The organism is Enterococcus sp. FZMF (assembly GCF_030263915.1).
Taxonomy (GTDB): Bacteria; Bacillota; Bacilli; order Lactobacillales; family Enterococcaceae; genus Enterococcus_D; species Enterococcus_D casseliflavus.
The window spans coordinates 2876173-2897843 of record NZ_CP127160.1; the positions used below are offsets into that span (position 1 = coordinate 2876173).

General features: G+C 44.4%; 21 protein-coding genes and 1 other annotated feature. Of the genes, 8 read left to right on the top strand and 13 right to left on the bottom strand.

Annotated features, from left to right (window positions below):
- Window positions 1-163: 163 nt before the first annotated feature.
- From trhO to QN079_RS14000, 5 genes are all read right to left on the bottom strand, one after another.
- Window positions 164-1126 (bottom strand): oxygen-dependent tRNA uridine(34) hydroxylase TrhO, encoded by a 963-nt coding sequence (gene trhO, locus QN079_RS13980; RefSeq protein ID WP_010749997.1) that lies wholly within the window; start codon window positions 1124-1126, stop codon window positions 164-166.
- Window positions 1127-1232: 106 nt separating this feature from the next.
- Window positions 1233-1982: an alpha/beta fold hydrolase gene (locus tag QN079_RS13985; RefSeq protein WP_289229977.1), complete on the bottom strand. Its 750-nt coding sequence runs from the start codon at window positions 1980-1982 to the stop codon at window positions 1233-1235.
- Between the two features lie 99 nt (window positions 1983-2081).
- Window positions 2082-2954 carry a fructokinase ScrK gene (scrK, locus tag QN079_RS13990; RefSeq protein ID WP_010749999.1) on the bottom strand — a complete coding sequence of 291 codons (873 nt, stop codon included), beginning with the start codon at window positions 2952-2954 and terminating at the stop codon, window positions 2082-2084.
- A 19-nt stretch (window positions 2955-2973) separates the two neighbouring features.
- Window positions 2974-3471, bottom strand: coding sequence for an LURP-one-related/scramblase family protein (locus QN079_RS13995; RefSeq protein WP_005233908.1), 498 nt, complete (start codon window positions 3469-3471; stop codon window positions 2974-2976).
- Window positions 3472-3474: 3 nt separating this feature from the next.
- Window positions 3475-4350: an SPFH domain-containing protein gene (locus tag QN079_RS14000; RefSeq protein WP_010750000.1), complete on the bottom strand. Its 876-nt coding sequence runs from the start codon at window positions 4348-4350 to the stop codon at window positions 3475-3477.
- Window positions 4351-4515: 165 nt separating this feature from the next.
- On the opposite strand from QN079_RS14000, the gene QN079_RS14005 reads away from it, so the two are divergent.
- Complete coding sequence (locus QN079_RS14005) at window positions 4516-4872, top strand: hypothetical protein (protein WP_289229978.1); 357 nt, start codon at window positions 4516-4518, stop codon at window positions 4870-4872.
- Window positions 4873-4911: 39 nt separating this feature from the next.
- Here QN079_RS14005 and queG read toward each other — a convergent pair whose 3' ends face one another.
- On the bottom strand, window positions 4912-6087 hold the full coding sequence (gene queG / locus QN079_RS14010) for a tRNA epoxyqueuosine(34) reductase QueG (protein ID WP_289229979.1): 1176 nt from the start codon (window positions 6085-6087) through the stop codon (window positions 4912-4914).
- A gap of 259 nt (window positions 6088-6346) precedes the next feature.
- Here queG and QN079_RS14015 point away from each other — a divergent pair, with 259 nt between their 5' ends.
- The 4 genes from QN079_RS14015 to dhaL all read left to right on the top strand — a co-directional run bounded on the left by QN079_RS14015 (window position 6347) and on the right by dhaL (window position 10880).
- Window positions 6347-8671 carry an HAD-IC family P-type ATPase gene (locus tag QN079_RS14015; protein WP_289229980.1) on the top strand — a complete coding sequence of 775 codons (2325 nt, stop codon included), beginning with the start codon at window positions 6347-6349 and terminating at the stop codon, window positions 8669-8671.
- Between the two features lie 204 nt (window positions 8672-8875).
- Window positions 8876-9280, top strand: a complete 405-nt coding sequence (gene dhaM, locus QN079_RS14020) for a dihydroxyacetone kinase phosphoryl donor subunit DhaM (RefSeq protein ID WP_289229981.1) — start codon at window positions 8876-8878, stop codon at window positions 9278-9280.
- The gene (dhaK, locus tag QN079_RS14025; protein ID WP_010750002.1) at window positions 9277-10260 is read left to right on the top strand and encodes a dihydroxyacetone kinase subunit DhaK; all 984 of its coding nucleotides are present in this window, start codon (window positions 9277-9279) and stop codon (window positions 10258-10260) included. Before dhaM ends, dhaK begins: the two co-directional genes overlap by 4 nt.
- A 14-nt stretch (window positions 10261-10274) precedes the next feature.
- Window positions 10275-10880 (top strand): dihydroxyacetone kinase subunit DhaL, encoded by a 606-nt coding sequence (gene dhaL / locus QN079_RS14030; RefSeq protein ID WP_289229982.1) that lies wholly within the window; start codon window positions 10275-10277, stop codon window positions 10878-10880.
- 77 nt (window positions 10881-10957) lie between these two features.
- Here dhaL and QN079_RS14035 read toward each other — a convergent pair whose 3' ends face one another.
- From QN079_RS14035 to hisS, 4 genes are all read right to left on the bottom strand, one after another.
- Entirely contained in the window at window positions 10958-12826 is a 1869-nt protein-coding gene (locus QN079_RS14035; RefSeq protein WP_289229983.1) for an acyltransferase family protein, read from the bottom strand.
- A gap of 198 nt (window positions 12827-13024) precedes the next feature.
- Window positions 13025-13900: a YitT family protein gene (locus QN079_RS14040; protein WP_010750004.1), complete on the bottom strand. Its 876-nt coding sequence runs from the start codon at window positions 13898-13900 to the stop codon at window positions 13025-13027.
- 155 nt (window positions 13901-14055) lie between these two features.
- Window positions 14056-15831 carry an aspartate--tRNA ligase gene (aspS, locus tag QN079_RS14045; protein WP_015510364.1) on the bottom strand — a complete coding sequence of 592 codons (1776 nt, stop codon included), beginning with the start codon at window positions 15829-15831 and terminating at the stop codon, window positions 14056-14058.
- A gap of 11 nt (window positions 15832-15842) precedes the next feature.
- Window positions 15843-17141: a histidine--tRNA ligase gene (gene hisS, locus QN079_RS14050; protein WP_144771084.1), complete on the bottom strand. Its 1299-nt coding sequence runs from the start codon at window positions 17139-17141 to the stop codon at window positions 15843-15845.
- A gap of 109 nt (window positions 17142-17250) precedes the next feature.
- On the opposite strand from hisS, the gene QN079_RS14055 reads away from it, so the two are divergent.
- The 3 genes from QN079_RS14055 to QN079_RS14065 all read left to right on the top strand — a co-directional run bounded on the left by QN079_RS14055 (window position 17251) and on the right by QN079_RS14065 (window position 18768).
- The gene (locus QN079_RS14055; protein WP_289229984.1) at window positions 17251-17478 is read left to right on the top strand and encodes a hypothetical protein; all 228 of its coding nucleotides are present in this window, start codon (window positions 17251-17253) and stop codon (window positions 17476-17478) included.
- Window positions 17479-17675: 197 nt separating this feature from the next.
- Window positions 17676-17883, bottom strand: a binding site (T-box leader).
- A gap of 189 nt (window positions 17884-18072) precedes the next feature.
- Window positions 18073-18507 (top strand): acyl-CoA thioesterase, encoded by a 435-nt coding sequence (locus tag QN079_RS14060; RefSeq protein ID WP_008379539.1) that lies wholly within the window; start codon window positions 18073-18075, stop codon window positions 18505-18507.
- 90 nt (window positions 18508-18597) lie between these two features.
- Window positions 18598-18768, top strand: coding sequence for a hypothetical protein (locus QN079_RS14065; protein ID WP_008379536.1), 171 nt, complete (start codon window positions 18598-18600; stop codon window positions 18766-18768).
- A 68-nt stretch (window positions 18769-18836) separates the two neighbouring features.
- Here QN079_RS14065 and QN079_RS14070 read toward each other — a convergent pair whose 3' ends face one another.
- The 3 genes from QN079_RS14070 to QN079_RS14080 form a co-directional block, all read right to left on the bottom strand.
- A complete protein-coding gene (locus tag QN079_RS14070; protein ID WP_010750007.1) occupies window positions 18837-19475 on the bottom strand; it encodes a PepSY domain-containing protein in 639 nt (212 codons plus the stop codon).
- Window positions 19476-19582: 107 nt separating this feature from the next.
- A complete protein-coding gene (locus tag QN079_RS14075) occupies window positions 19583-20941 on the bottom strand; it encodes a sensor histidine kinase (protein ID WP_005228139.1) in 1359 nt (452 codons plus the stop codon).
- Window positions 20931-21638 carry a response regulator transcription factor gene (locus QN079_RS14080; protein ID WP_008379528.1) on the bottom strand — a complete coding sequence of 236 codons (708 nt, stop codon included), beginning with the start codon at window positions 21636-21638 and terminating at the stop codon, window positions 20931-20933. The genes QN079_RS14075 and QN079_RS14080 overlap by 11 nt, the downstream gene beginning before the upstream one ends.
- Between the last annotated feature and the right edge of the window lie 33 nt (window positions 21639-21671).

Below are 21671 nucleotides of genomic sequence, written 5' to 3' on the forward strand. Positions count from 1 at the left end.
ATTGGAATAGTTAGATTTTTCAGATAATTAAAAAACAATCGTTTCCAATTCTGTCCATTCAAAAAAGCCGCACGGAAGGTGGAAAAACTGACTGAGCTAAGCCAGTTTTCGGACTCACGTGCGACTCTTTTAATCATTCATTTCCTGTGAAACAGTTGTCGGTTTAGGCAGTGACTGTTTCATTTTTTGTTGCAAAGTTTTTTAACCGTTCAGCTTTTTCTGCTTCTGTGATTCCATGTTGCTCCACGTAACGGTTGTGTTCGTGGATGGCACAATCATAGCTGCAGGCACCTAAATGGGCAGCCTGATTTTCCTCAGAAGTTAAGAATTGGCGATTGCATTCTGGGTTGGCACAGTTTACATAGCGCTCGCAAGGTGTCCCATCAAACCAGTCGCGGCCGATGACTTTTTTATCTACATGATTGATTTCCACACTGATGCGTTCATCAAAGACGTACATTTTCCCATCCCAAAGCTCACCTTGAACTTCTGGGTCATTCCCATAAGCAAAGATACCGCCATGGAGTTGGGCCACATCTTCAAAACCTTCTCGCAGCAGCCAGCCTGAGAATTTTTCACAACGGATACCACCAGTACAATAAGTAACGACTTTTTTATCCATGAATTTTTCTTTATTATCGATGATCCATTGCGGCAACTCACGGAAGCTGCGGATATCGGGACGAACGGCTCCTCGGAAATGGCCTAAATCATATTCATAATCGTTACGGGCATCGATCACCACGGTATCTTCATCTAACAACGCTTCTTTGAACGCTTTAGGATCTAAATATTTTCCAGTCATTTCTAATGGATCGATGTCGTCTTCAAGGTTCAATGAAACCAATTCTTTACGCGGACGAACGAATAGCTTTTTAAACGCATGTTCTTCTACTTCGTCGATCTTATAAAAAATCCCTTTAAAACGGGGATCAGCTTCCATTTTTTCCATATAGCGATCCGTTGCTTCAACCGTTCCAGAAAGTGTGCCATTGATCCCTTCATTGGCTACTAAAATACGGCCCTTGATGCCAATTTCTTTTCCAAATGCTAAATGCTCCTTGGCGAAGCTTTCCGGATCTTCAATTGTTGTGTATTTATAAAATAATAAAACGCGGTATGTCAAACCAATTCCTCCTTTTTTTGCACCCTACAGTATAGGTTATCACGTGACAAAAAACGAGTTTTATGCTTGTACCTTTTCACACAATCTTTTTCTTTTATAAACAGTTTCATTGATTGGTTTGATTGAGCTCTGCCACGAAAAAAGCTGTGACTTGATCCATCGTTTCTCCACGAACCAGATGGCGTTCTTCTCGCGAGATAAACTGCAAATTTGCTTCTGGATTTTCTGCCACAAAGGCTTCCACATCACCATAAGGAATTTTCTCGTCTTGGGTACCATGCCAAAACAAAAGAGGACGCTGTCCCAATTTCTCTGGTTGAGAAGACAGGTCGTAAGCATCCATCCAGCTTAAAAGCTGACCATAATCCTCGGGTACAAAGAACCCAGCAGCGCCAGCGTGCATTTGGATGCGGTCACGGTATTTCAACATGGAAGGAGAACCCATGATACAAGCTGCCGCTGTAATTTCTGGATGCTGGCACAATAAACCGCACGTGGTCATCCCTCCCATAGAGACTCCGCCAACTGCGATCTGACCGTTGACCAAACCAAGGTTTTCAAAAAAATCGACTAAGTAAGAAAACTCAAATAGATTGGTTTGGATACTTTGCCAAAAAGTTAGAGAAGGAATCTCCGATAGCTGGGTCTTGCGCTCCCCATGATTGGCTGCATCTGGCAAGACCACCCGGAAATCTTCTCTAGCCAACTTTCTGCCTTGTGTCAACACTAATTCTTTACTCGTCTGCCAGCCATGGTAGTAAATAATCAATGGCAGCGGCTCATAAATCATTTCTTCTGGTACGACTTCTAAGACCGGAATATTTCCGATTTTTCTTTTTCGAACAGCTAATTTCATTCTTTTCCACCTCAGCTTAAGTATACAAAAAGTCGCCAAAAGTGCCACTGATACGCTGTAAAAAAAGACCATACCCGAAGAGTATGATCTTTTTTTTATTTATGAATGTAAGACCGCTTCTCGAGCCAATGCCAAACAACCGAGCGTTCCAGCGTTGTCTTCCAATGCTGGGGTCACGATATATTTGCTTAACTCAGGTGTTTCGACATACCCATTGACCAATTTTGCAAATGCGTCGTGGACGTTTTGCAGCATATGGCGTTGTTTCATCACACCACCGCCAAAAATGATCACATCTGGAGAAAACATCAAGGTTGTATTGTAGGCACATTGAGCAATATAGGAGGCTTCGATTTCCCAATAAGGATCATCTTCTGCAACCTCTTGACCTTTTTTCCCTAAGCGTTTTTCGATGGCGGGTCCAGCAGCCATCCCTTCTAAACAGTTGCCATGAAATGGACAGCTGCCAGCAAAGTCATCTTTTGGATGAGGGACGACCAGCATATGCCCCATTTCTGGATGACTAAAGCCTTCGATAAAGCGCCCTTCTTGTAAGGCACCGCCGCCAACACCTGTACCGATCGTGTAATAAACGACACTACTCAATCCTTTGCCACTGCCGAAGACATACTCACCATAGGCAGCCGCATTGACATCTGTTGTCCAAGAAATCGGGATCGGAAATTCTTTTTTCATGGTACCGATGAAATCAAAATTTTGCCATGCCAATTTCGGGGTCGAGGTAATGTACCCATAAGTGGCAGAATCGCGATGGATATCGATAGGCCCAAATGAGCCAATCCCAATCCCTGCTAAATCTGCTTGGTATTGTTTGAAGAAACCAATGACTAAAGGCATTGTTTCCTCAGGTGTCGTTGTCGGAAAGCTCACTCTTTCCTTGATTGTCATTTCTTCATCGCCAATGGCGCACACAAATTTTGTGCCGCCTGCTTCAATCGAACCGTATAACATGCACATCGCTCCTTTTTTTCTAACTACTTGCTGAACTTGATGCTGCGGCATCATCTGCTTTGACGCGATCGATGGCTACCACTAATGCAATGATCAGGTCATCTAGATCTTCTTCATAGATCACAACTTCATAGGTATCGCCCCAAGAGATCCATTTTTTGTGGATCTCTGCGATCCGTTTGCCGTTGCGGTTGACCACAAAATCCATATCCCACCAATTGCCGTCCACATCGATGCCTTCTGCACTGATGGAATAGCGTGCTTTAAAAAATGTGAAATGTTTTTCTAAAACGATCGCTTCTTGGCCGTGGACTTCCACAAAAAATTTCGGTAATAAACTGAACACTTTTTTGGTGATCTCCGCGATCGGTCGCTGCTGCTCATTGAAGATCGTAAAACTTTTCGGGATCTTAAAAAAACTGCCTTCGACATAATAGCGAGGGTTTTGTAAATCATCAGTGACGGTAAATTTTTCACCGATGCTGAAAACCTTCTGTTTGATGTAAAGTTTCTTCAAATGCTACACTCCTTTCTCTTTGACATCGCCCGTATTGATCACCGGCTGCGTGCCTTTATCGGTAATGATCGACACCAATAAATTATTGATCAATTGGACTTTGCGGTCATCTGTGAAATTGATGTCCTGTCCGTCTTCGATTTGTTCTAACGCCATTTGTGTCATGGAGACGGCTCCTTCAACAATGATTTGTCGTGCAGATAAAATCGCTTTGGCTTGTTGGCGCTGCAGCATCGCACTAGCGATCTCAGTCGCATACGCGAGGTGATTTAAGCGGGTCTCTATGACTTCGACCCCGGCAACAGCCAATCGTTCTTGCAATTCTTTTGCCAGTTCTTCCGAAACTTCATTGGTATTGCCTCGCAACGTCAGATCATCGTCATTGAACGTGTCATACGGGTATTGCGTCGCAATATGACGAATCGCTGTTTCACTTTGGATCTCAATGAAATCTTGGTAATAATCGACATCAAACAATGCTTTCGCCGTATCTACGACTTTAAAAACCACCACCGCCGAGATCTCGATCGGGTTTCCGTCTGAATCATTGACCTTCAACAGCGAACTGTTAAAGTTACGGACTTTCAATGAAACATTGATTTTTTGGGTTAAGGGGGTTGTCACGAATAAGCCGTTGTCTTTAATGGTCCCTAAATATTGCCCAAAAAAGAGGATCGCTTTGGCTTGGTTGGGCTGTACGATCGTTAACGAACTAAGGAAAAGAAACGAAACGATCCATAAAAGAATACTGAGAACGATTTCGAGAACGCTCTCATTTACGAACCCATGATAAAACAAATAACCGCCGCCAACTAATAACCCGATCAGCACAACCAGTGCTAAATACCCATTCACATGAAATGTCTGTTTTTCTGTCATTTTTATTCCTTCCCTTCTTGCTCTTATCTTACCTTGGTTAAAGCCGCTGTGCAAATGTTCTTGCGCATATCAGGGACGATTCCCAATCAAGCTATTTTGTTTTCTGCAACTTTCCCGTTACAATTAAGGTAGGACAAAATTTTTCTCAAAAAAGGAGTAATTCTTATGGCACAAAAAATTGACTTAGAAACGAGTAAATGGTCGTTGGAATCGATCATTAAAACGGTCGGCACCGATCTTTCCTCTGTTGTAGAGGTACAAAACAAAGATGGCATTGACGTTGTAGTGATCTCGAAAGACGAGTGGCAACATCTTTTGGAATTACTCGATGCACGTCATGCAGAAGGCTATCGGTTGGAGCAAGAGCTTCCTGAAGAAATTTTAGCTGACGTTGCCGATACCGACAACCAATACACCGAAGAAGGCGAGTTAGAAATGGAGCTGCCTGAGCGTGTGCATCCAGCACCCGATTTCGAACTCGATTCAGAAGAAATCGTTGAAAGTGATGACGTACTAGATTAAACAAAAAAGCAAAACGGCCACGGGCACGTTTTGCTTTTTTTATATCTCTTTTTCCTGCTTTTTGGTAATGACTGCTTGCAATCGTTCGATAGCAGGCTGCAATTCTTGCTGTGCTTCTTCTTCGGGTTCTAACTCTGCGCACCGTTGCAGTCGCTCTAACCACATCTCTGGTTCTTTGACGCCCAACTGGCCAATGGCCCAATAAGCCGTTCCTCGAATCACTGGGCGCACGTCTTCTGTCGCACAGCGCCAAATCGCTGGCAAGGCACTGCGGTCTCCCACATTGGCTAAGGCGATGATGGCATTTCGCTGCAGCGGTTTTTTCCCCCGCCAAGAGCCAGATAGATGGCCAAATTGTTCTTTGAAGGCTTTGTTTGATAAAGACAGCATCGGTTGCAGTTTTGGATAAACGGTATCGACTTCAGGCTCCATCTCTTGATGAAAATGGAAGTCCTTCCCCCGATTATAGGGGCAGACCAGCTGACAAATATCGCAACCGTAAATCACGTTATGCATCTTTTTGCGGTACTCTTCTGGCATCATGCCCTTCGTCTGGGTTTGATAGGACAAACAACGCTGGGCATTCATCCGACCATCGCCCAATAACGCTTTAGTGGGGCAAGCCGTCACACAACGCATGCAATCCCCACAACCAAACGGGACTTCTTCATCTGGTTCAAGAGAGATATTAGTGACGATCTCCCCGAGATAAACAAACGAACCAAATTCTTCTGTGATCAGCAAGCCATTACGACCGATAAAGCCAAGACCCGCCCGCTGCGCTGCCGCCACATCCACCAATTCCCCTGTATCGACTTGCGGTGCAAAACGCCATTCGACTTGTTCTTCCATCGTTTGCGCTTGTTCTTTGATAAAGGCGATCAAGCGATCCAACCGTTCTCGCAATATATCATGGTAATCGATGCCCCACGAGGCACGGGCAAACATGCCACGTTTTTCATCCCGCGGGACTTTCTCTTTGATTTTTGTCGGATAAGCTAAAGCGATCGCAATGATCGTTTGCGGATTTTCAAATGTCCGTTCAGGATAGATACGCTCTTCGATCACGGGATGCTCAAAACCAGAGGTATGGCCTTTGGCTTTTTGTTCCCGCAAGGAAGGCTCCAATGCCAAAAACGGCTCCGCTGAAGCAAACCCGATCTTGTCGATGCCAAGCCGCTTGCTTTCTGCAATAATTTTTTCTTTTAAAGACATGCTCGCTACCCTCTTTTGTCCGCTAAGCATCTGCTTCTCGGCTTTTTCTCTTCCCCTATTATACGTAAGCACCAGAAAAAAGTCGATGGTGCGGTTTGTTCCCCTAGTTTTTTTCTTTCTTTAAAAGAACACGTGTTGATTGTTTAAGATTTTAATTAATTTTATCATTATTTTCCTCGCAACGATTGCATTGCCTTTTTCGAATGCTAGACTAGATAAAGGAATCAGAAAGAAATGAACAAATGAAATGGAGATGCTTATGACTCAATTACCCACCGGCTTGACTGCAGCAGAAGTCGCCAAGAAAACCCAAGAGGGGCTGCACAATGATTATGAAACCAAAACCAGTAAATCAACTGCTGCGATCATCAAGGACAATTTACTGACGTTATTCAATTTTCTCAACCTATTGATTGGCGTTTTTTTATTTGCCGTAGGCGCCTATTCCAACATGTTCTACTTAGCGATTATTTTTGTGAATATCACCATTGGGATCAGCCAAGAATTGCACGCACGTAATTTAGTAAAAAAACTCTCACTTGTTTCACCGCAAACGGTACGAGTGATTCGAGATGGTCAAATCCATGAGATTTCAGCCAAAGAATTGGTCTTAGAAGACTCAGTCATTCTTGGTGCTGGGGACCAAATCCCCGCTGATATGACGGTGCTTTCTGGACTAGTCGAAGTCAATGAAGCGATGCTGACTGGTGAAGCCGATCTGGTTGTCAAAGAAGCAGGTGCTTCCTTACTCTCAGGAAGTTTCATCGTCAGCGGTGAAGTGACAGGAAAAGTCATTCATGTCGGTGCAGAAAACTACGCAGCGAAACTAAGCAATGAGGCGAAGGTCCACAAACCGATCCGCTCTGAGCTGCTTGCTTCGATCCGTAGTGTATCCAAATTCACCAGCTATGTGATCGTTCCTTTAGGGGTGATTTTGTTCTTCCAAGCCTTTATGATGCGAGATGCTGGGATCAAGGAATCCGTCGTCGTTTCTGCCGCTGCCTTATTAGGAATGTTACCAAAAGGACTTGTCCTGCTGATCAGTATCGCCTTGACGACAGGTGTCATTAAATTGGCCAAAAAACGGATTTTGGTCCAAGACATGTATGCCGTTGAAACCTTAGCGCATGTTGATACCCTTTGTCTGGATAAGACGGGGACGTTGACGGAAGGCCATATGGTTCTCGAATCGATCGTTCCTCTCCAAGTCGACAGCGACCCTAACATGCTCTTAGGGAATTATTTGGCAGCCAGCACAGATAACAATTTGACGATGCAAGCATTGCGTCAAGGCTGCCCTGAGCTAACGGATCATCAGCCGATCGAAGTCGCTGCCTTTTCTTCACAGCGCAAATGGGGTGCTGTAGCTTTTGAACATCTAGGAAATGTCTATCTTGGCGCACCTGAAAAAGTCGCTGGCTCTGCTGCCTTGCCGCAAGTCAAAGAAGCGCAAGAAGCAGGTCTGCGGGTGTTGATTTTAGCTGTAGAGACCGATCCAAAAGCGCCAGCATCCTTTGACCCAAGCAATGCACAAGCGGTGGCAGTCTTGATTTTATCTGATATCATCCGCCAAAACGCTGAAGAAACCTTGGCTTACTTAGCCGATCAAGGCATCGATCTAAAGGTGATCTCTGGCGATAATCCAATAGCTGTCGCAGCGATCGCCCATCGTGCAGGTCTTGCGAATGCCGATCAAGCCATCGATCTTTCTACCTTAACGACCGAAGCAGAAGTCCGAGAAGCTGCGACACGCTATACGGTCTTTGGTCGTGTGACCCCTGAACAAAAGAAACTGCTTGTCCAAGAATTAAAAGCCAATCAACGGACCGTTGCTATGACGGGCGATGGCGTCAATGACGTGTTGGCGCTGCGGGAAGCCGACGTTAGTATTGCGATGGCTGCTGGCGACAGTGCAGCCCGTCAAATCGCTAACTTTGTCTTATTGGATTCTGACTTTACTACGTTGCCAGATGTTTTATTTGAAGGACGCCGCGTCGTCAATAACGTCACCAAAGCGTCGGGAATCTTCTTTATCAAGACGATTTACAGCTTCTTGCTCTCTTTGGTTTGTATCCTGACATCCAGCGCCTTTCCGTTCTTGCCGATCCAAATCACATTGATCGACTTAGCAATTGAAGGCTATCCTTCTTTCTTCCTTTCCTTTGAAGAAAACAAAGCACCGATCAAGGGGCGCTACTTGCCGACGGTCTTACTCAATGCATTACCAAATGCCTTGTTGGTGTTAGTCAATTACTTTGCGATCCGCTTTTTACAAACCGACTACGGTTGGTCGCAATTTGATACGACGACCTTGTTGTACTATTTGTTGATCGGGATCAGCTGTATCGCTGTGATTCGCGCTTGCTTGCCATTAAATCCATTGCGATTGTTTTTAGCGATTACCACTACCGTGGGGATCTATGTCGCAGCAATGCTTTTCCACGGATTGCTGGAAGTTGGTTTCTTGACCGCCGTAACCTTGCCTTACTTCCTTGGCATGATGGCATTGAACATCTGTCTGTACGTGGGGCTTTCTTTCCTAACGAAGTGCTTTTCAGCCAAAGTGCTCGTTAAACAATCCTAATTGATTTTGCAGCATCGCTCTTTCTTGCTTTGTCCAGAAAGACGATGCTGTTTTTTTGTCCTCTCCATAGGTGCAACCATACAAGAAGAAAGAAATTTGGTATACTGAACCTGTAGGCGGTTTCAACAAGGACAGTGTTTCTTTGGAAAAGGCACCCCCCTTGTCAAACAGCCAAATTTAATCAGAAAGTGTTGGTGAAATTGGATGAAAAAAAGTATTTTACTCGTTTCTCACAGTCAGCAACTCACCGAAGGATTAAAACAGATGATCGAAGAAATGGCTGACGGCGAGTCAGTCACGATCTATTCTTTAGGCGGGACAGCAGAAGGAGAGCTGGGTTCTGACGCCACGAAAATCGTGGATGCCGTCAACGAATCCGCAGACGCTGAACTGATCTTAGTCTTTGCCGATCTAGGCAGTGCCGTTTTGAATGCCGAACTTGCATACGACATGCTGGAACTTCAGCAACAAGAACGCTATCACCTGATCGACGCGCCGCTAGTGGAAGGTGCCTTTGCTGCAGCGATCACCGCTGGTTTCAGTGATGATTTGGCGCAAATCGTTGCAGAAGCAAAAAAAGCAGCCGAGAAAGGATGGCATGAAGCATGAAAAAAATCATTAATGATCCCTCAATGATCGTAGAAGAAATGTTGGCTGGTATCGTAGGCAGTTATCCTGAACTGGTCCATCAAGTCGCCGACTCTCGGGTGATCGCTAAGAATAATCAAAAAGAACAAGTCGGTCTTGTTTCTGGCGGTGGGAGCGGACATGAGCCGGCCCATGCTGGCTTTGTCGGTGATGGGATGCTTAGCGCCGCCGTTTTAGGCGATGTCTTCACCTCCCCTACCCCCGATCAGATTTTGACGGCTATCCAAGATTCTGATCAAGGACAAGGCGTCTTGCTGATCGTCAAAAACTATACTGGCGATATCTTGAACTTTGAGATGGCCAAAGATATGGCAGAAATGGAAGAGATCACGACGGAGATCGTGGTCGTGGATGATGATATCGCTGTTGAAAATAGCACCTATACTGCTGGCAAACGAGGAGTTGCCGGTACGGTCTTAGTCCACAAGATTTTAGGCGCAGCTGCTCGTAATGGTGCCAGCTTAAGCGAATTAAAAACACTGGGCGATGCCTTGGTTGCATCGATCAAAACCATTGGGGTCGCATTAAAAGCGGCAACAGTTCCTGAAGTTGGGAAACCAGGTTTTGACTTAGCCGATGATGAGATCGAGTATGGCGTGGGCATCCACGGCGAACCTGGTTACCGTCGTGAAAAACTGAAACCCTCACGTGAACTAGCACAAGAGTTGGTGGAAAAAATCTTGGCGGATTATGAAAAGACCCCAGAAAAAGTCGGTGTCTTGATCAACGGTATGGGTGGTACGCCGCAAATGGAGCTGTTCGTTTTTGCCAATGATGTCGCGAAATTACTCGCAGAAAAAGACATCCCTGTCTCCTTCCATAAAGTCGGCAATTTCATGACTTCCATCGATATGCAGGGACTTTCACTGACCTTGATCGACTTCAGCGAAACGGATCACACCGATGCGTTAAATGAAGCCGTCACAACAATAGCCTGGTAAAGGAGCGAATAGAGATGCAATTGACAACAGAAACGGTGCAAGCATGGTTAGACACCTTCACGAAAGAAATCGAAGCAAACAAAGCCTATTTGAGCGATTTAGATACACCGATCGGCGACGGGGACCATGGCAACAATATGGCACGCGGCGTAGCTGCTTATCAAGAAGCTTATGCCAAACAACAGCCAACGACGATCAGTGATACCTTTAAAGTCTTCTCGATGGCAATGATCTCAAAAGTCGGCGGCGCTTCGGGTCCCCTTTATGGTTCGGCGTTTATGAATATGACCAAAGCAACGAAGGAACTAGAAACGATCGACTCCTTTGAACAATTAGGTACGATCGTTGAAGAAGGCTTGGCGGGCATCAAAATGCGAGGAAAAGCTGAGTTTGAAGACAAAACGATGATCGATGTCTGGCAACCTGTCGCAGAAGCCTTGAAAAAAGGTGAATTGACCAAAGACACGATCGAAGCAGCGAAAGAACATACCAAAGAACTCGTTGCTAAAAAAGGCCGCGCCTCTTATGTTGGTGAACGTGCCATCGGTCATATCGATCCCGGATCGGCTTCTAGTGCGATTTTGTTTGACTCACTGTTAACGGTGATAGAAAAGAATTAAAAAACGATGCTCTTACAAAGCACCGTTTAAGACAAAAGACAAACCTTATGATTGCGTAAGGTTTGTCTTTTTCTTGTTTATTCCTCTTGTAAAATCGTTTGGGCAACTAGCTTCACGTATTGATCCATGCCATCTGGATTTGGATGGACCCGATCTTCATAGAACCATGACTCTTGGTCATTACTCAAATCATACCAATCGATCAAGGTCATATTGTCGTATTTTTCCTCCATGCGCTCCAACATCCGATTGACTTCATTTTGCCAACGCTGTGTCGGTACCCGCACATTGATCCAGTAGACTTTGCGATCACCGATCTCATTCATAAAGCTATCAAATTGGGCTTCTGTAAAGGAACCATTCGTCCCTAGCCCCACAAGGACGGTATCCCGCAAAAGATTTTTTTCTTTCAAGTCTTTGATCAATTCAGGGCTCGCATACAGCTGGCGCCCAACATCCCCATCAACTACCGCTTGGGTAAAGACTTCTTTCAAGTCAGCCGTTGCATCCAGCATCACAGAATCACCAAAAGCCGTGATTTCAAGAGATTCTGCTTTTTTCACTTGGGCTGCTGTTAGATCATATTTTTCCATGATATTTTTTTCATCTTCACTCGTGTTCGCTTCATCGTCCGCTTCATTGCCCTCAGCGTTCGCATTCTTTTGCGATTGCTCTGCCGCTTTTTTATTGGCCGCAATGTTGTCTTTCAACTGCTGCTGCTGGGCATCGACATAATTCGTCGGTGCGGTCACGACGCCAAACAAAGCAACGAGGGTAATCAGTAAGCTGGGCACTAACCACGGTTTTTTCCAACTAAAAATTGGTTTACTGAACCAACCGCGGACCGTTCTGAATGTATCTTTGTACTGGAATTTACGCATTGGGTTTTCGATAAACCGATAGGACAATTCACTGATAAACAAGATCAAGAATAGTTCCACTAACGTGTGCATCAGCACGTTCTCACCGATATTTCCCACTTTTGCTTCGTAAAATATCATCACTGGAAATTGATACAAATAGATCCCATAACTGCGCTTGCCGATATAACTGAAAATCGGATTACTCAATACCCGGTTCAAGCTGGCTCCGGGATGAGCGGTGACTGCCACAAGAATCGTACATAGGATACTGATCAAGAACATGCCGCCATAATAGACAAAGGTCAAATGATCATCTAAGAAAAAGAACGCTGCGATCAGACCAGCCAAGGAAGCAAAACCAGAGATATTCAAGACCCGTTTGGCTTTTTGCGGGATCTCTTTCTTCAAATGGGTACTTGGCCAAATGAATGCTAAGGCACTCCCCATCCAGATCGAAAAGAGCCGCGTATCCGTTCCATAATAAACCCGTGTTGGATCAGCGCCTGGTGTGTAAAGGACTGCTAACAGAATTGCCGACAAAATCGTGACTGCGGCAGTAAATTTAAAGGCACGATGCCTCTGCTTGCCGATTTTCATCAACAAGATAAATACTAAAGGCCAAATCAGATAGTTCTGTCCCTCCACAGCCAGCGACCACAGATGGGTAAAGGGGGATTCATTACCGAACCGATCAAAATAGGATAACCCATGATTGATCTGCCACCAGTTGTTGTAATACAGTAACGAGCTAACAAAAACCCCGCGCAAATTATTCAGCAGATTTCGCTGGAACAACGTGATATACGCTGCTGAGATAAGCAGCATCACCACCATTCCTGGATAGAGCCGTTTCATTCGCCGAACATAAAAATCTTTGACTTTGATTTTGCCGTTTTGATCCCACTCTTGCCTCAGCAAGTCAGTGATTAAATAACCTGATACGACAAAGAATACTGGAACTCCTAAATAACCGCCTCGCATATGAGTAGGTAGTAAATGATATAAAATAACGCCGATGACTGCCAAGGTTCGAATGCCGTCAAACCCGGTAATATAGCGGCTTGTGCTTAAACGTTTATTCATTTTTCAACCACTTTTCTCTAATTGATCCAATTGTTTCATAAAAAAACAATTTCAGCATGAACGCTATTGATTCCATACTCTCATAATTTACCAGAAATCCCCCATATAAAGCTAGCAACATCTGCTATATTTCAAAAAAATTAATTTTTGGCGAAAAAAAAGTACTTCTATAAAGAAATACTTTTTTCAACTCCTTTTTCACAGTTCTTCTTCATAAAAGCGACCCAAAATCTGGACATTTTCTGCAATACTGACAAAGGCTTTTGGATCGGCTTCTTTCATGGCACTGCGCAGCATCGGCAGTTCAAAGCGTGTCACTACCGTCAGCAAAACCGTTTGTTTGTCATGCTTGTACGCCCCTTCGGCTTCGTTGATGATGGTAATCCCTCGCCGCATATGTTTTTGGATCGTTTGAATGACTTCTTCTGGGTTGCGGGTGATGATCGTCACCTGCATTTTCTTTTGCTTCGTAAAAACCGCGTCCGTCACTTTTCCACTGACAAAAATCGCGATCGCACTATACAACGCATATTGCCAGCCAAACAAGATCCCTGCGGCGAACAAAATAACAATGTTAAAGAAAATCGATATCGAGCCGATCGTTTTCCCTGTCCTTTTGCGGATGGCAATGCTGACAAAATCCAGCCCTCCAGAAGAAAGACCATTCTTCAAGGCATAGCCGATCCCCACTCCATTGATGGCACCACCGAAAATCGCACAGATCATCGGGTCCGTCGTGACGGTTTCTTCGGGCAAAATTTGCACGAATAAGGAGGTGAGTAAAACAGTAATTCCAGTAAAAATCGTAAACTTGTGGCCGATCTTAAACCAACCTAGAAAAAATAATGGCACATTCAACAATAATAGCGCAAGGGATAAGGGGATATAAAACCCGAGCCCTTCTCTTGAGATCGTGGTGATGATCTGAGCGACACCCGTAATGCCGCTGGAATAAATATTACCTGGTTGATAGAAGAAATTGACCGCAATCGATGCCAGCAGCGCATAGACGATCGAAAACGAAAGTTTGTTGGCGTATTCTGGATGAGGGAGCCATTTAAACAGAGGAGTCATTGCATTTCATAGCCTCACTTTTTTGATTTGCCTTTATTATACTTCAGCTCATAAAAAAAGAAACGAGCAATGAAAGAAATGGGTGAATTCTCATGAACTTTTTTCATTCATTCACCAATTTCTATTTCATCACTCATTTCATCATGATTTAACGCTTATTCGTTTTCTTCAACCGTTGTTACATCGATGTTCAAGTCAAACAACTGCATTGGCGAAACGGTACTTGGCGCTTGTGACATTGGATCAGCTGCTTTCCCATTTTTAGGGAAAGCAATGACTTCGCGAATGTTTTCTTCGCCAGCCAAGAGCATCACTAATCGGTCTAACCCAAGGGCGATGCCGCCATGTGGTGGGAATCCATAATCCAAAGCATCCAATAAGAAGCCAAATTGATTTTGCATCTCGCGACGTGAGAAACCTAGCGCTTCAAACATTTGCTCTTGCACTTCTCGTGTATGGATACGCAATGATCCGCCACCTAGCTCGTAACCGTTTAGCACGATATCGTAGGCTTGCGCATAGACTTTTGAAGGGTCTGTCGTTAACAATGGCAGATCGCTTTCTTTTGGCAATGTGAATGGATGGTGAGCAGAAACATAGCGGCCTGCTTCTTCATCGTATTCAAATTGCGGCCAGTCAGTGACCCATAGGAAGTTGAATTTGCTCTCGTCGATCAAGCCTAATTCTTTTCCTAATTTATTACGGATCGCCCCCAATGTTGCTGAAACGATCGCAAAGGAATCGGCACCAAACATCAGAATATCGCCAACTTCCGCATTGGCTGCTGCAATGATCGCGTCGGTCGCTTCTGTCAAGAATTTAGCGATCGGTCCTTTCAATCCATCTTCTTCAACTTTGACCCATGCCAATCCTTTGGCACCAAATTGGCCAGCGTAATGGCCTAGATTGTCCATGTCTTTTCTGGAGTATTTGTCTGCAGCCCCTTTGGCGTTCAAGACTTTCACAACGCCGCCTTTTTCAAGAGCCATTTGGAAAACTTTAAAATCAACGTCTTTCACAACTTCTGATAAGTCGATAAGCTCCATGTCAAACCGTGTATCTGGTTTGTCACTGCCGTAGCGTCCCATTGCCTCATCATAGGTCATCCGTGGGAATGGCAAGGTAACTTCGATGCCTTTGACTTCTCGCATCACTTTTGCCAACAGCTCTTCCGTATAGGTTTGGATTTCTTCTGCCGTCAAGAAAGAGGTTTCGATATCGACTTGGGTAAATTCTGGTTGACGGTCGCCCCGCAAATCTTCGTCACGGAAGCAACGTACGATTTGATAGTAGCGATCGAAGCCAGCACCCATCAATAACTGTTTAAAAATTTGTGGTGATTGCGGCAACGCATAGAAATGACCTGGATAGATCCGTGAAGGAACCAAATAATCCCGCGCACCCTCTGGTGTTGATTTTCCTAGATAAGGTGTTTCGATATCCAAGAAGTCGTTCGTGTCTAAGAAATTGCGGATCGCTTGCGTCGTTTTCGCCCGCATCACGATGTTGTTCGTCATTTTTGGACGACGCAAGTCTAAATAACGGTATTTCATGCGAATCTCGTCGCCAACGGTTTGATCATCTTCAATCAAAAAGGCTGGTGTTTTTGCAGTGTTTAAAATCGTGATTTCGCTGATCATCACTTCATAGGCACCTGTCACCATTTTCGGATTGATGGCTTCTGGTGCACGATTGATGACTTGACCCGTTACTTCTAATACATATTCGCTGCGGCATTTGTCCGCGATTTCCCAGGCTTCTTTCGAAACCTCAGGATTGAAGACGATTTGCACGATCCCTTCTCGGTCGCGCAAGTCAATAAAGATCACGCCCCCTAAGTCACGGCGCTTTTGCACCCAGCCTTTTAGAGTCACTGTCTGGTTTAAATGGGTCTCATTTACTAACCCGCAATATACTGTACGTTTTGTCATTCTTTTTCTCCTCACTCAAACATTTTGGTTGTCATTTCATCGTAGATCTCATCGAAGCGGGCATAAAGATCCGCTAACGGAAATTGTTTTTCTTCACGGCTTGCCATGGATTTGATATTGATCACTTGTTCTGCTAATTCTGTTTCGCCTAGAGTCAGAACCAACCGTGCCCCTTGTTTATCAGCAGATTTAAACTGGGCTTTGGCTTTACGATCCATGAAATCACGATCGGCAGAAAAGCCGAAATTACGAATCGCTTGCACGACTTTCAACGCCTCTAAATTGGTTTCTTGTCCCAAACCAACCACATACGCATCTAACTCATTCAAAGCAGGAATCACAACTTCTTCGGCTTCCATAGTGATCAATAAACGTTCGATCCCTAAAGCAAAACCAAAACCAGGTGTTTCTGGTCCGCCTAGCTCTTCCACTAAATGATTGTAACGACCGCCGGCACAGATGGTGGCTTGCGCCCCCATTTTTGGTGACTCACTCATGATCTCAAAAATCGTGTGGGTATAATAATCCAAACCGCGCACCATATTTGAATCAATCTCATAAGGGATCTCCAACGCATCCAGCATATTCGTTACAGTTTCAAAATGTGCCTTGGCATCTGGTGTTAAGTAGTCTAGGATCGATGGTGCATCCGCCACGAATTTTTGGTCACGCTTGTCTTTGCTGTCAAGGACCCGCAAAGGATTTTCATGCAAGCGGCGTTTTGAATCCTCACTAAGCTCCGCTTCATGGGGCGCTAGATAGTCGATCAACGCTTGCCGATAGTTTTGGCGTGTTTCTTTATCGCCTAATGAATTGATGACCAAGCGCAATTGACTCAGTCCTAATTGACGATAAAAATCCATTGCCATCGCCATTGTCTCAACATCGGTCGCTGGATTTGCTGAACCGAAAACTTCGACACCGATTTGGTGGAATTGACGCAAACGGCCTTTTTGCGGACGTTCATAACGGAACATTGGTCCCATGTAAAACACTTTATAAGGCTTCGTATGTTCTGGTCCGAATAGTTTGTTTTCGACATAAGAACGAGCGATCGGTGCGGTGCCTTCTGGACGCAACGTCACATGACGCTCTCCTTTATCGTAGAAATCATACATTTCTTTTGAAACGATATCCGTTGTGTCCCCGACACTGCGGGCGATCACTTCAAAGTGCTCAAAAATCGGTGTCCGAATTTCGTTGAATTGATAATCGCGAAACACTAAGCGTGCTGTTTCTTCCACAAATTGCCATTTTTCGGATTCTCCTGGCAAAATATCGTTGGTTCCTTTTGGACGTTGGTAACTCATCGTATGCATCCTCCTATTTGTTTCATGGTTGCCCATGTTCTTTGCTTTCATTGCTTGTTTGCTTATTCACCTATTGCTTGTTGCTCATTGATGTGGGTGGGTTGTTCTCGTGTTTGACTTTTGGGTTATTGCGCTCTTTGCCGTTGGTTGCTGGTCATGGTTTCGTTGGCTTCGACTGCAATTGAACAAAGCAAAAAATGCCAAGTACAGCTTTCATGTCTCACTTCTTACGCCAGTCATAGTGATTCCTAGTTTGGTTACTACGCTCCCTACGTCGCCTAGTACTGTTCATCATCTGCTCTGTCTTGCTCCGCAAGCCAATCATTGTGATTCCTAGTTTGGTTACTACGCTCCCTACACTCGCCTAGTACTCTTCATCATCTATTCTGTCTTGCTCCGCAAGCCAATCATAGTGATTCCTAGTTCGGTTACTACGCTCCCTGTGGTCGCCTAGTACTGTTCATCATCTATTCTGCCTTGCTCCGCAAGCCAATCATAGTGATTCACAGCAAAAAACTCGCCCTTGTTTTTTTATACAAGGGCGAGTTTTGATTACACGCGGTACCACCTAAATTCGAGAAATGTTCTTCTCCTTCGCTCGATTAACGCTCGGTCACGGAACAGCTTTTCTTCTGTTCATCTCCAGATTGTCTTTCCTTTACACGTCCTAAACTGCTTTCAGCCGGGGCAGTTTTCTCTTTTAAGGAGTAGAATAAAGTACTCGATCCTTCACTGATTTTTGATATTATCTATAAACTACAAGAAAGCTATGAAAAAGTCAAGGTGTTTCACTGTCTTTTTCATTCCGCTGCTCTCTAGTAGCATTTTCTCTAGTGGTCAACACAAAGAAGCTCTCCTTCTGTTTGCTTTTCTTCCTTTTTGCGTTATGCTGAATAACGAAGGTTTTGTTTCTATGAAAGGAGCTGTTTTTATGTCTTTATATTCAGGCTATATCCGTCAACCACACTACTATGAGACCGATCAAATGGCGATCATCCATCATGCCAATTATATCCGCTGGTTTGAAGAGGCCCGCGTGGAGTTACTCGCGTTCTTGGATTTACCGTATCATACCATCGAAGAAGCGGGCTTGATCGTTCCCGTGCTGGAAGTCAGTGCGCAATACAAAACGATGATTCGTTACGAAGATGAGGTGCGAATCGATGTTTTGGTCGACAAATATACTGGCACGCGTTTAGATTTTCGCTATGAGATCTACAAAACTAGTGATGGTCAGTTGGCAACGACGGGGACTTCAAAGCATTGTTTTTTAGCAAAAGAGACCAATCGCATCGTGCAGCTGAAGCGTAGTTTTCCTGAAATCCATCAACGATTTGCTGATTATGCTGCCCTGTCAGGGGAATAATCAATTCTGATCACTCATTTAAGTCAAAATCCTTGCTTTTTGAAACGGCTTTCGTATAATCAATAGTAATTTCAGGGAAGGATGATGGCGATGTACGTGATTAAAGTTTTGCATGGTTACATTGGCAAAGATGGTCGTCGCACTCGTGAAAAAATTCCAGACAAGTTATGGGTCTTTGAAGATCGGAAGCAGTCCGAAGCATTTGCAGATAAAATTGGTGGTCGCGTCAAACCGTTAACTGAAGTCAAACAGCATACGTAAAAAAATAAGCCGTTATCGTCTTTTGCGCATAGACGATAGCGGCTTATTTTTTTTACTGCGAAACAGGATTAGTCATCCAATTCGGTTTCTAGTACTTCACCTGTTTGGGCATTGATTTTCACATCTGTTTGTTTGTTGCCATCTTCTACTTTGACTTCCCAATAGGTTACATTCATTTCTTTGTCTAATGACCAATCTGTTGCTTGACCACCGCCAGCTTCTTTCACGGCGATATCAGAAATTTCTTCCAATGAAAGCAAGTTGGTTAGGTCCAATTGATCGGCATCTTTTTTGACACCGTTTTGTTCATCGGCATCCAATTTTTCCGTTCTTTCTTCAGAAGTTTCTTTGGTTTCTGCATCGATCTTTAATTCAAACTCATTCGTGTCATCCACGCCTTCTACTTGGTAGAAGTAATTGCCAAAAGAAGTATCCAAATCAATCGAAGTGATCGCTGCATCTGGGTATTTGTCTTGGAATATTTGGATCGCTTCTTCTACGGTCACCGTAGGTAAGCCGCCATTGGCGATCGCTGCACTGCTTGAAGAGCTGTCTGTTGCTTGTGACGACGTTGTTTCACTTGATGAGGCAACTGCTGTGCTTGAGCTGCTGTTTTGCGCAGGTTCTGAATTTCCAGTGTTGTTTTGTGTACATCCTGCCAATAATCCTAATGCGGCAATTCCGAATAAAATAGTTGTTTTTTTCATGTTTCATTCCTCCAATTGTTTGTGTATTCCTTTTTTCTATATATTTAGAATAACAAGTTCCTCATGAAAAAGAATCAAAAATGCTTGAAGAAAATCTAAAAAAATCTTCATCTTTCTCTTTCATTTGGAAAGGCAAGTTTAAAGATACTGCCTTGCGGTTGATTGTCTGTCACGGTAATTTTGGCATGATACTTGTCTGCCAGCTGTTTTACCAGTGAAAGCCCGATGCCTGAACCAGCAATCTGGCTGGAACGAGAATCTTCTACTCGATAGAACCGTTCAAAAATCAAGGCTTTCTTATCATCGGGAATCCCAATGCCAAAATCGACGACGGTCAAAGACATCTGTGTCTGCTCTTGCGTCAAGGTCACATGAATCGGCTGATCGGCAGGTGAATACTTCGCGGCATTTTCTAACAGGTTTTGGATGATTTGCTGGAAGTCACGTTTATGCCCACGTTTCATACATTGGTTCTCCACAAAATATTCAATCGATTGCGGAACGATCGTCGCTTGTTTTTCACACTCTTCTCGGACGATCTGAGAAACATCAACGAGGGTCATTTCATCTTGGGATTGATTTTTTTCTAGGTCCAGCAATTGATTGCTCAATGTTTCCAAACGCTTCGACTCTTTGTCGATAAACGCCATTGAGGAAGGAATGACTTCGGGATGTTTGGTTCCACGCCGCTGGATCAATTGGACATGTCCGCGAATCGCAGCTAAAGGTGTTCGCAGCTCATGGGAAGCATCGGCAACGAACCGTTTTTCCCGCTCAATCGTCTCTCGCTGTTCTTTCAATAATTTATTAAAGGCCAATGCCACCGAACGAATCTCGATGGGCTCTTCAGAAACCGTCAGTTCTCCTGTTCGGCTTTGTTCAATGGCAGCAATTTCTTGCGCCATGCCAGTAAGCTTCTGGCTCCATTTCCCGACACTCCAATAAATCAGCAGACTGCCCACCACAACAGCGATCAGATTCAAGAAACTGCTGATCATAAAGAGGCCATAGGCTAATTCCACACTATCCTCCCCATTGATAGCGATCGTCACCTGATCCCCATCGACTTCTTGGGTTTTCGTGTAATAGATGCCCTCCTCTGTAAAAACGATGTCTTCGAGAAAAGGAATCACTCGCCCTTGATTGATATCGGCAAAAATCTCTTCCGCATCTTCTGATGAAACGACACTGCCATCGGCTAAGATCACTTGCAGGGCGTCTTCTTCATCTGCCGAGACATAGGCATTGACGAGAAAGTCCCAGGCATCCCCTGATGCCTCACCTTTTTCGATGGCTTCAAGGATGTTGCTGGCACGATTTTCGATATGTTCAAACAAATAACCTACGGATAATAAAATAAACAGCAGATTGAAGAGAATCAGCAGACCAAAGAGAATCAAGGAAAAGCGGCTCGTCAATTGAAATTGGGCTGTTTTTCTACGTTGGTTGGCTGATTTATTCTTCATGATCGGTCCTCAAGACATAGCCTAATCCACGAACGGTTGCAATCATTTTGCCTTTGCCGCAAACATCCAGCTTGTTCCTCAGTGTGCGGATATAGACATCTACAACATTTGTTTGGCCGTCGTATTCATAGCCCCAAATCTCATTCAACAGGTCATCTCTCGTTTTGACGACCTCGGGTTCTTTCATCAATTCATATAAAATCCCAAACTCTTTGGGCGTCAACTCAATGGTTTCACCGGCAACCTGAACCAAGTGCTTGGCGATGTCCATCATCAGCTCCCCCGCCACTAATTGGTTTTGCTGGTTCTTTTGTTGTTTGGCTTCTCGTTGCAACCGTCGCTCGATCACCCGAATTCTGGCAAACAGTTCTTCGATTTCAAAAGGTTTCGTTAAATAATCATCTAATCCGACATCAAGCCCCGTCACCACATCGGCGGTTTGATTTCTGGCGGTCATCATCAAAATCGGGATGTCGCTTTCTTTGCGTATCCGCCGCGCCACTGTGATGCCGTCATAGATTGGCAGCATCCAATCCAATAAAATCAGATCAAAGGCATTTGCTTGCTGATTGAACAAGGTCAATGCCTCTTGCCCATCTTTGGCCCAGACCGTGTCATATCCCTCAAAAGTCAATTCGGTCTGAATAAAACTGGCTAAACTTTCTTCGTCTTCTACTAGCAAGATCTTCAAGGCCATATGCACTCCTCCTCCTGTTTTGCTTCTATCATA

Bases quoted from the DNA above. Each gene is read 5' to 3' on its own strand.
- QN079_RS14000 (WP_010750000.1), bottom strand. From the start codon at position 4,350: ATGACAGAAAAACAGACATTTCATGTGAATGGGTATTTAGCACTGGTT.
- dhaM (WP_289229981.1), top strand. From the start codon at position 8,876: ATGAAAAAAAGTATTTTACTCGTTTCTCACAGTCAGCAACTCACCGAA.
- hisS (WP_144771084.1), bottom strand. From the start codon at position 17,141: ATGAGTTACCAACGTCCAAAAGGAACCAACGATATTTTGCCAGGAGAA.
- QN079_RS14075 (WP_005228139.1), bottom strand. From the start codon at position 20,941: ATGAAGAATAAATCAGCCAACCAACGTAGAAAAACAGCCCAATTTCAA.
- scrK (WP_010749999.1), bottom strand. From the start codon at position 2,954: ATGTTATACGGTTCGATTGAAGCAGGCGGCACAAAATTTGTGTGCGCC.
- QN079_RS14080 (WP_008379528.1), bottom strand. From the start codon at position 21,638: ATGGCCTTGAAGATCTTGCTAGTAGAAGACGAAGAAAGTTTAGCCAGT.
- dhaK (WP_010750002.1), top strand. From the start codon at position 9,277: ATGAAAAAAATCATTAATGATCCCTCAATGATCGTAGAAGAAATGTTG.
- QN079_RS14035 (WP_289229983.1), bottom strand. From the start codon at position 12,826: ATGAATAAACGTTTAAGCACAAGCCGCTATATTACCGGGTTTGACGGC.
- aspS (WP_015510364.1), bottom strand. From the start codon at position 15,831: ATGACAAAACGTACAGTATATTGCGGGTTAGTAAATGAGACCCATTTA.
- QN079_RS14070 (WP_010750007.1), bottom strand. From the start codon at position 19,475: ATGAAAAAAACAACTATTTTATTCGGAATTGCCGCATTAGGATTATTG.
- QN079_RS14040 (WP_010750004.1), bottom strand. From the start codon at position 13,900: ATGACTCCTCTGTTTAAATGGCTCCCTCATCCAGAATACGCCAACAAA.
- dhaL (WP_289229982.1), top strand. From the start codon at position 10,275: ATGCAATTGACAACAGAAACGGTGCAAGCATGGTTAGACACCTTCACG.
- QN079_RS13985 (WP_289229977.1), bottom strand. From the start codon at position 1,982: ATGAAATTAGCTGTTCGAAAAAGAAAAATCGGAAATATTCCGGTCTTA.
- queG (WP_289229979.1), bottom strand. From the start codon at position 6,087: ATGTCTTTAAAAGAAAAAATTATTGCAGAAAGCAAGCGGCTTGGCATC.
- QN079_RS14005 (WP_289229978.1), top strand. From the start codon at position 4,516: ATGGCACAAAAAATTGACTTAGAAACGAGTAAATGGTCGTTGGAATCG.
- QN079_RS14065 (WP_008379536.1), top strand. From the start codon at position 18,598: ATGTACGTGATTAAAGTTTTGCATGGTTACATTGGCAAAGATGGTCGT.
- QN079_RS14060 (WP_008379539.1), top strand. From the start codon at position 18,073: ATGTCTTTATATTCAGGCTATATCCGTCAACCACACTACTATGAGACC.
- QN079_RS14015 (WP_289229980.1), top strand. From the start codon at position 6,347: ATGACTCAATTACCCACCGGCTTGACTGCAGCAGAAGTCGCCAAGAAA.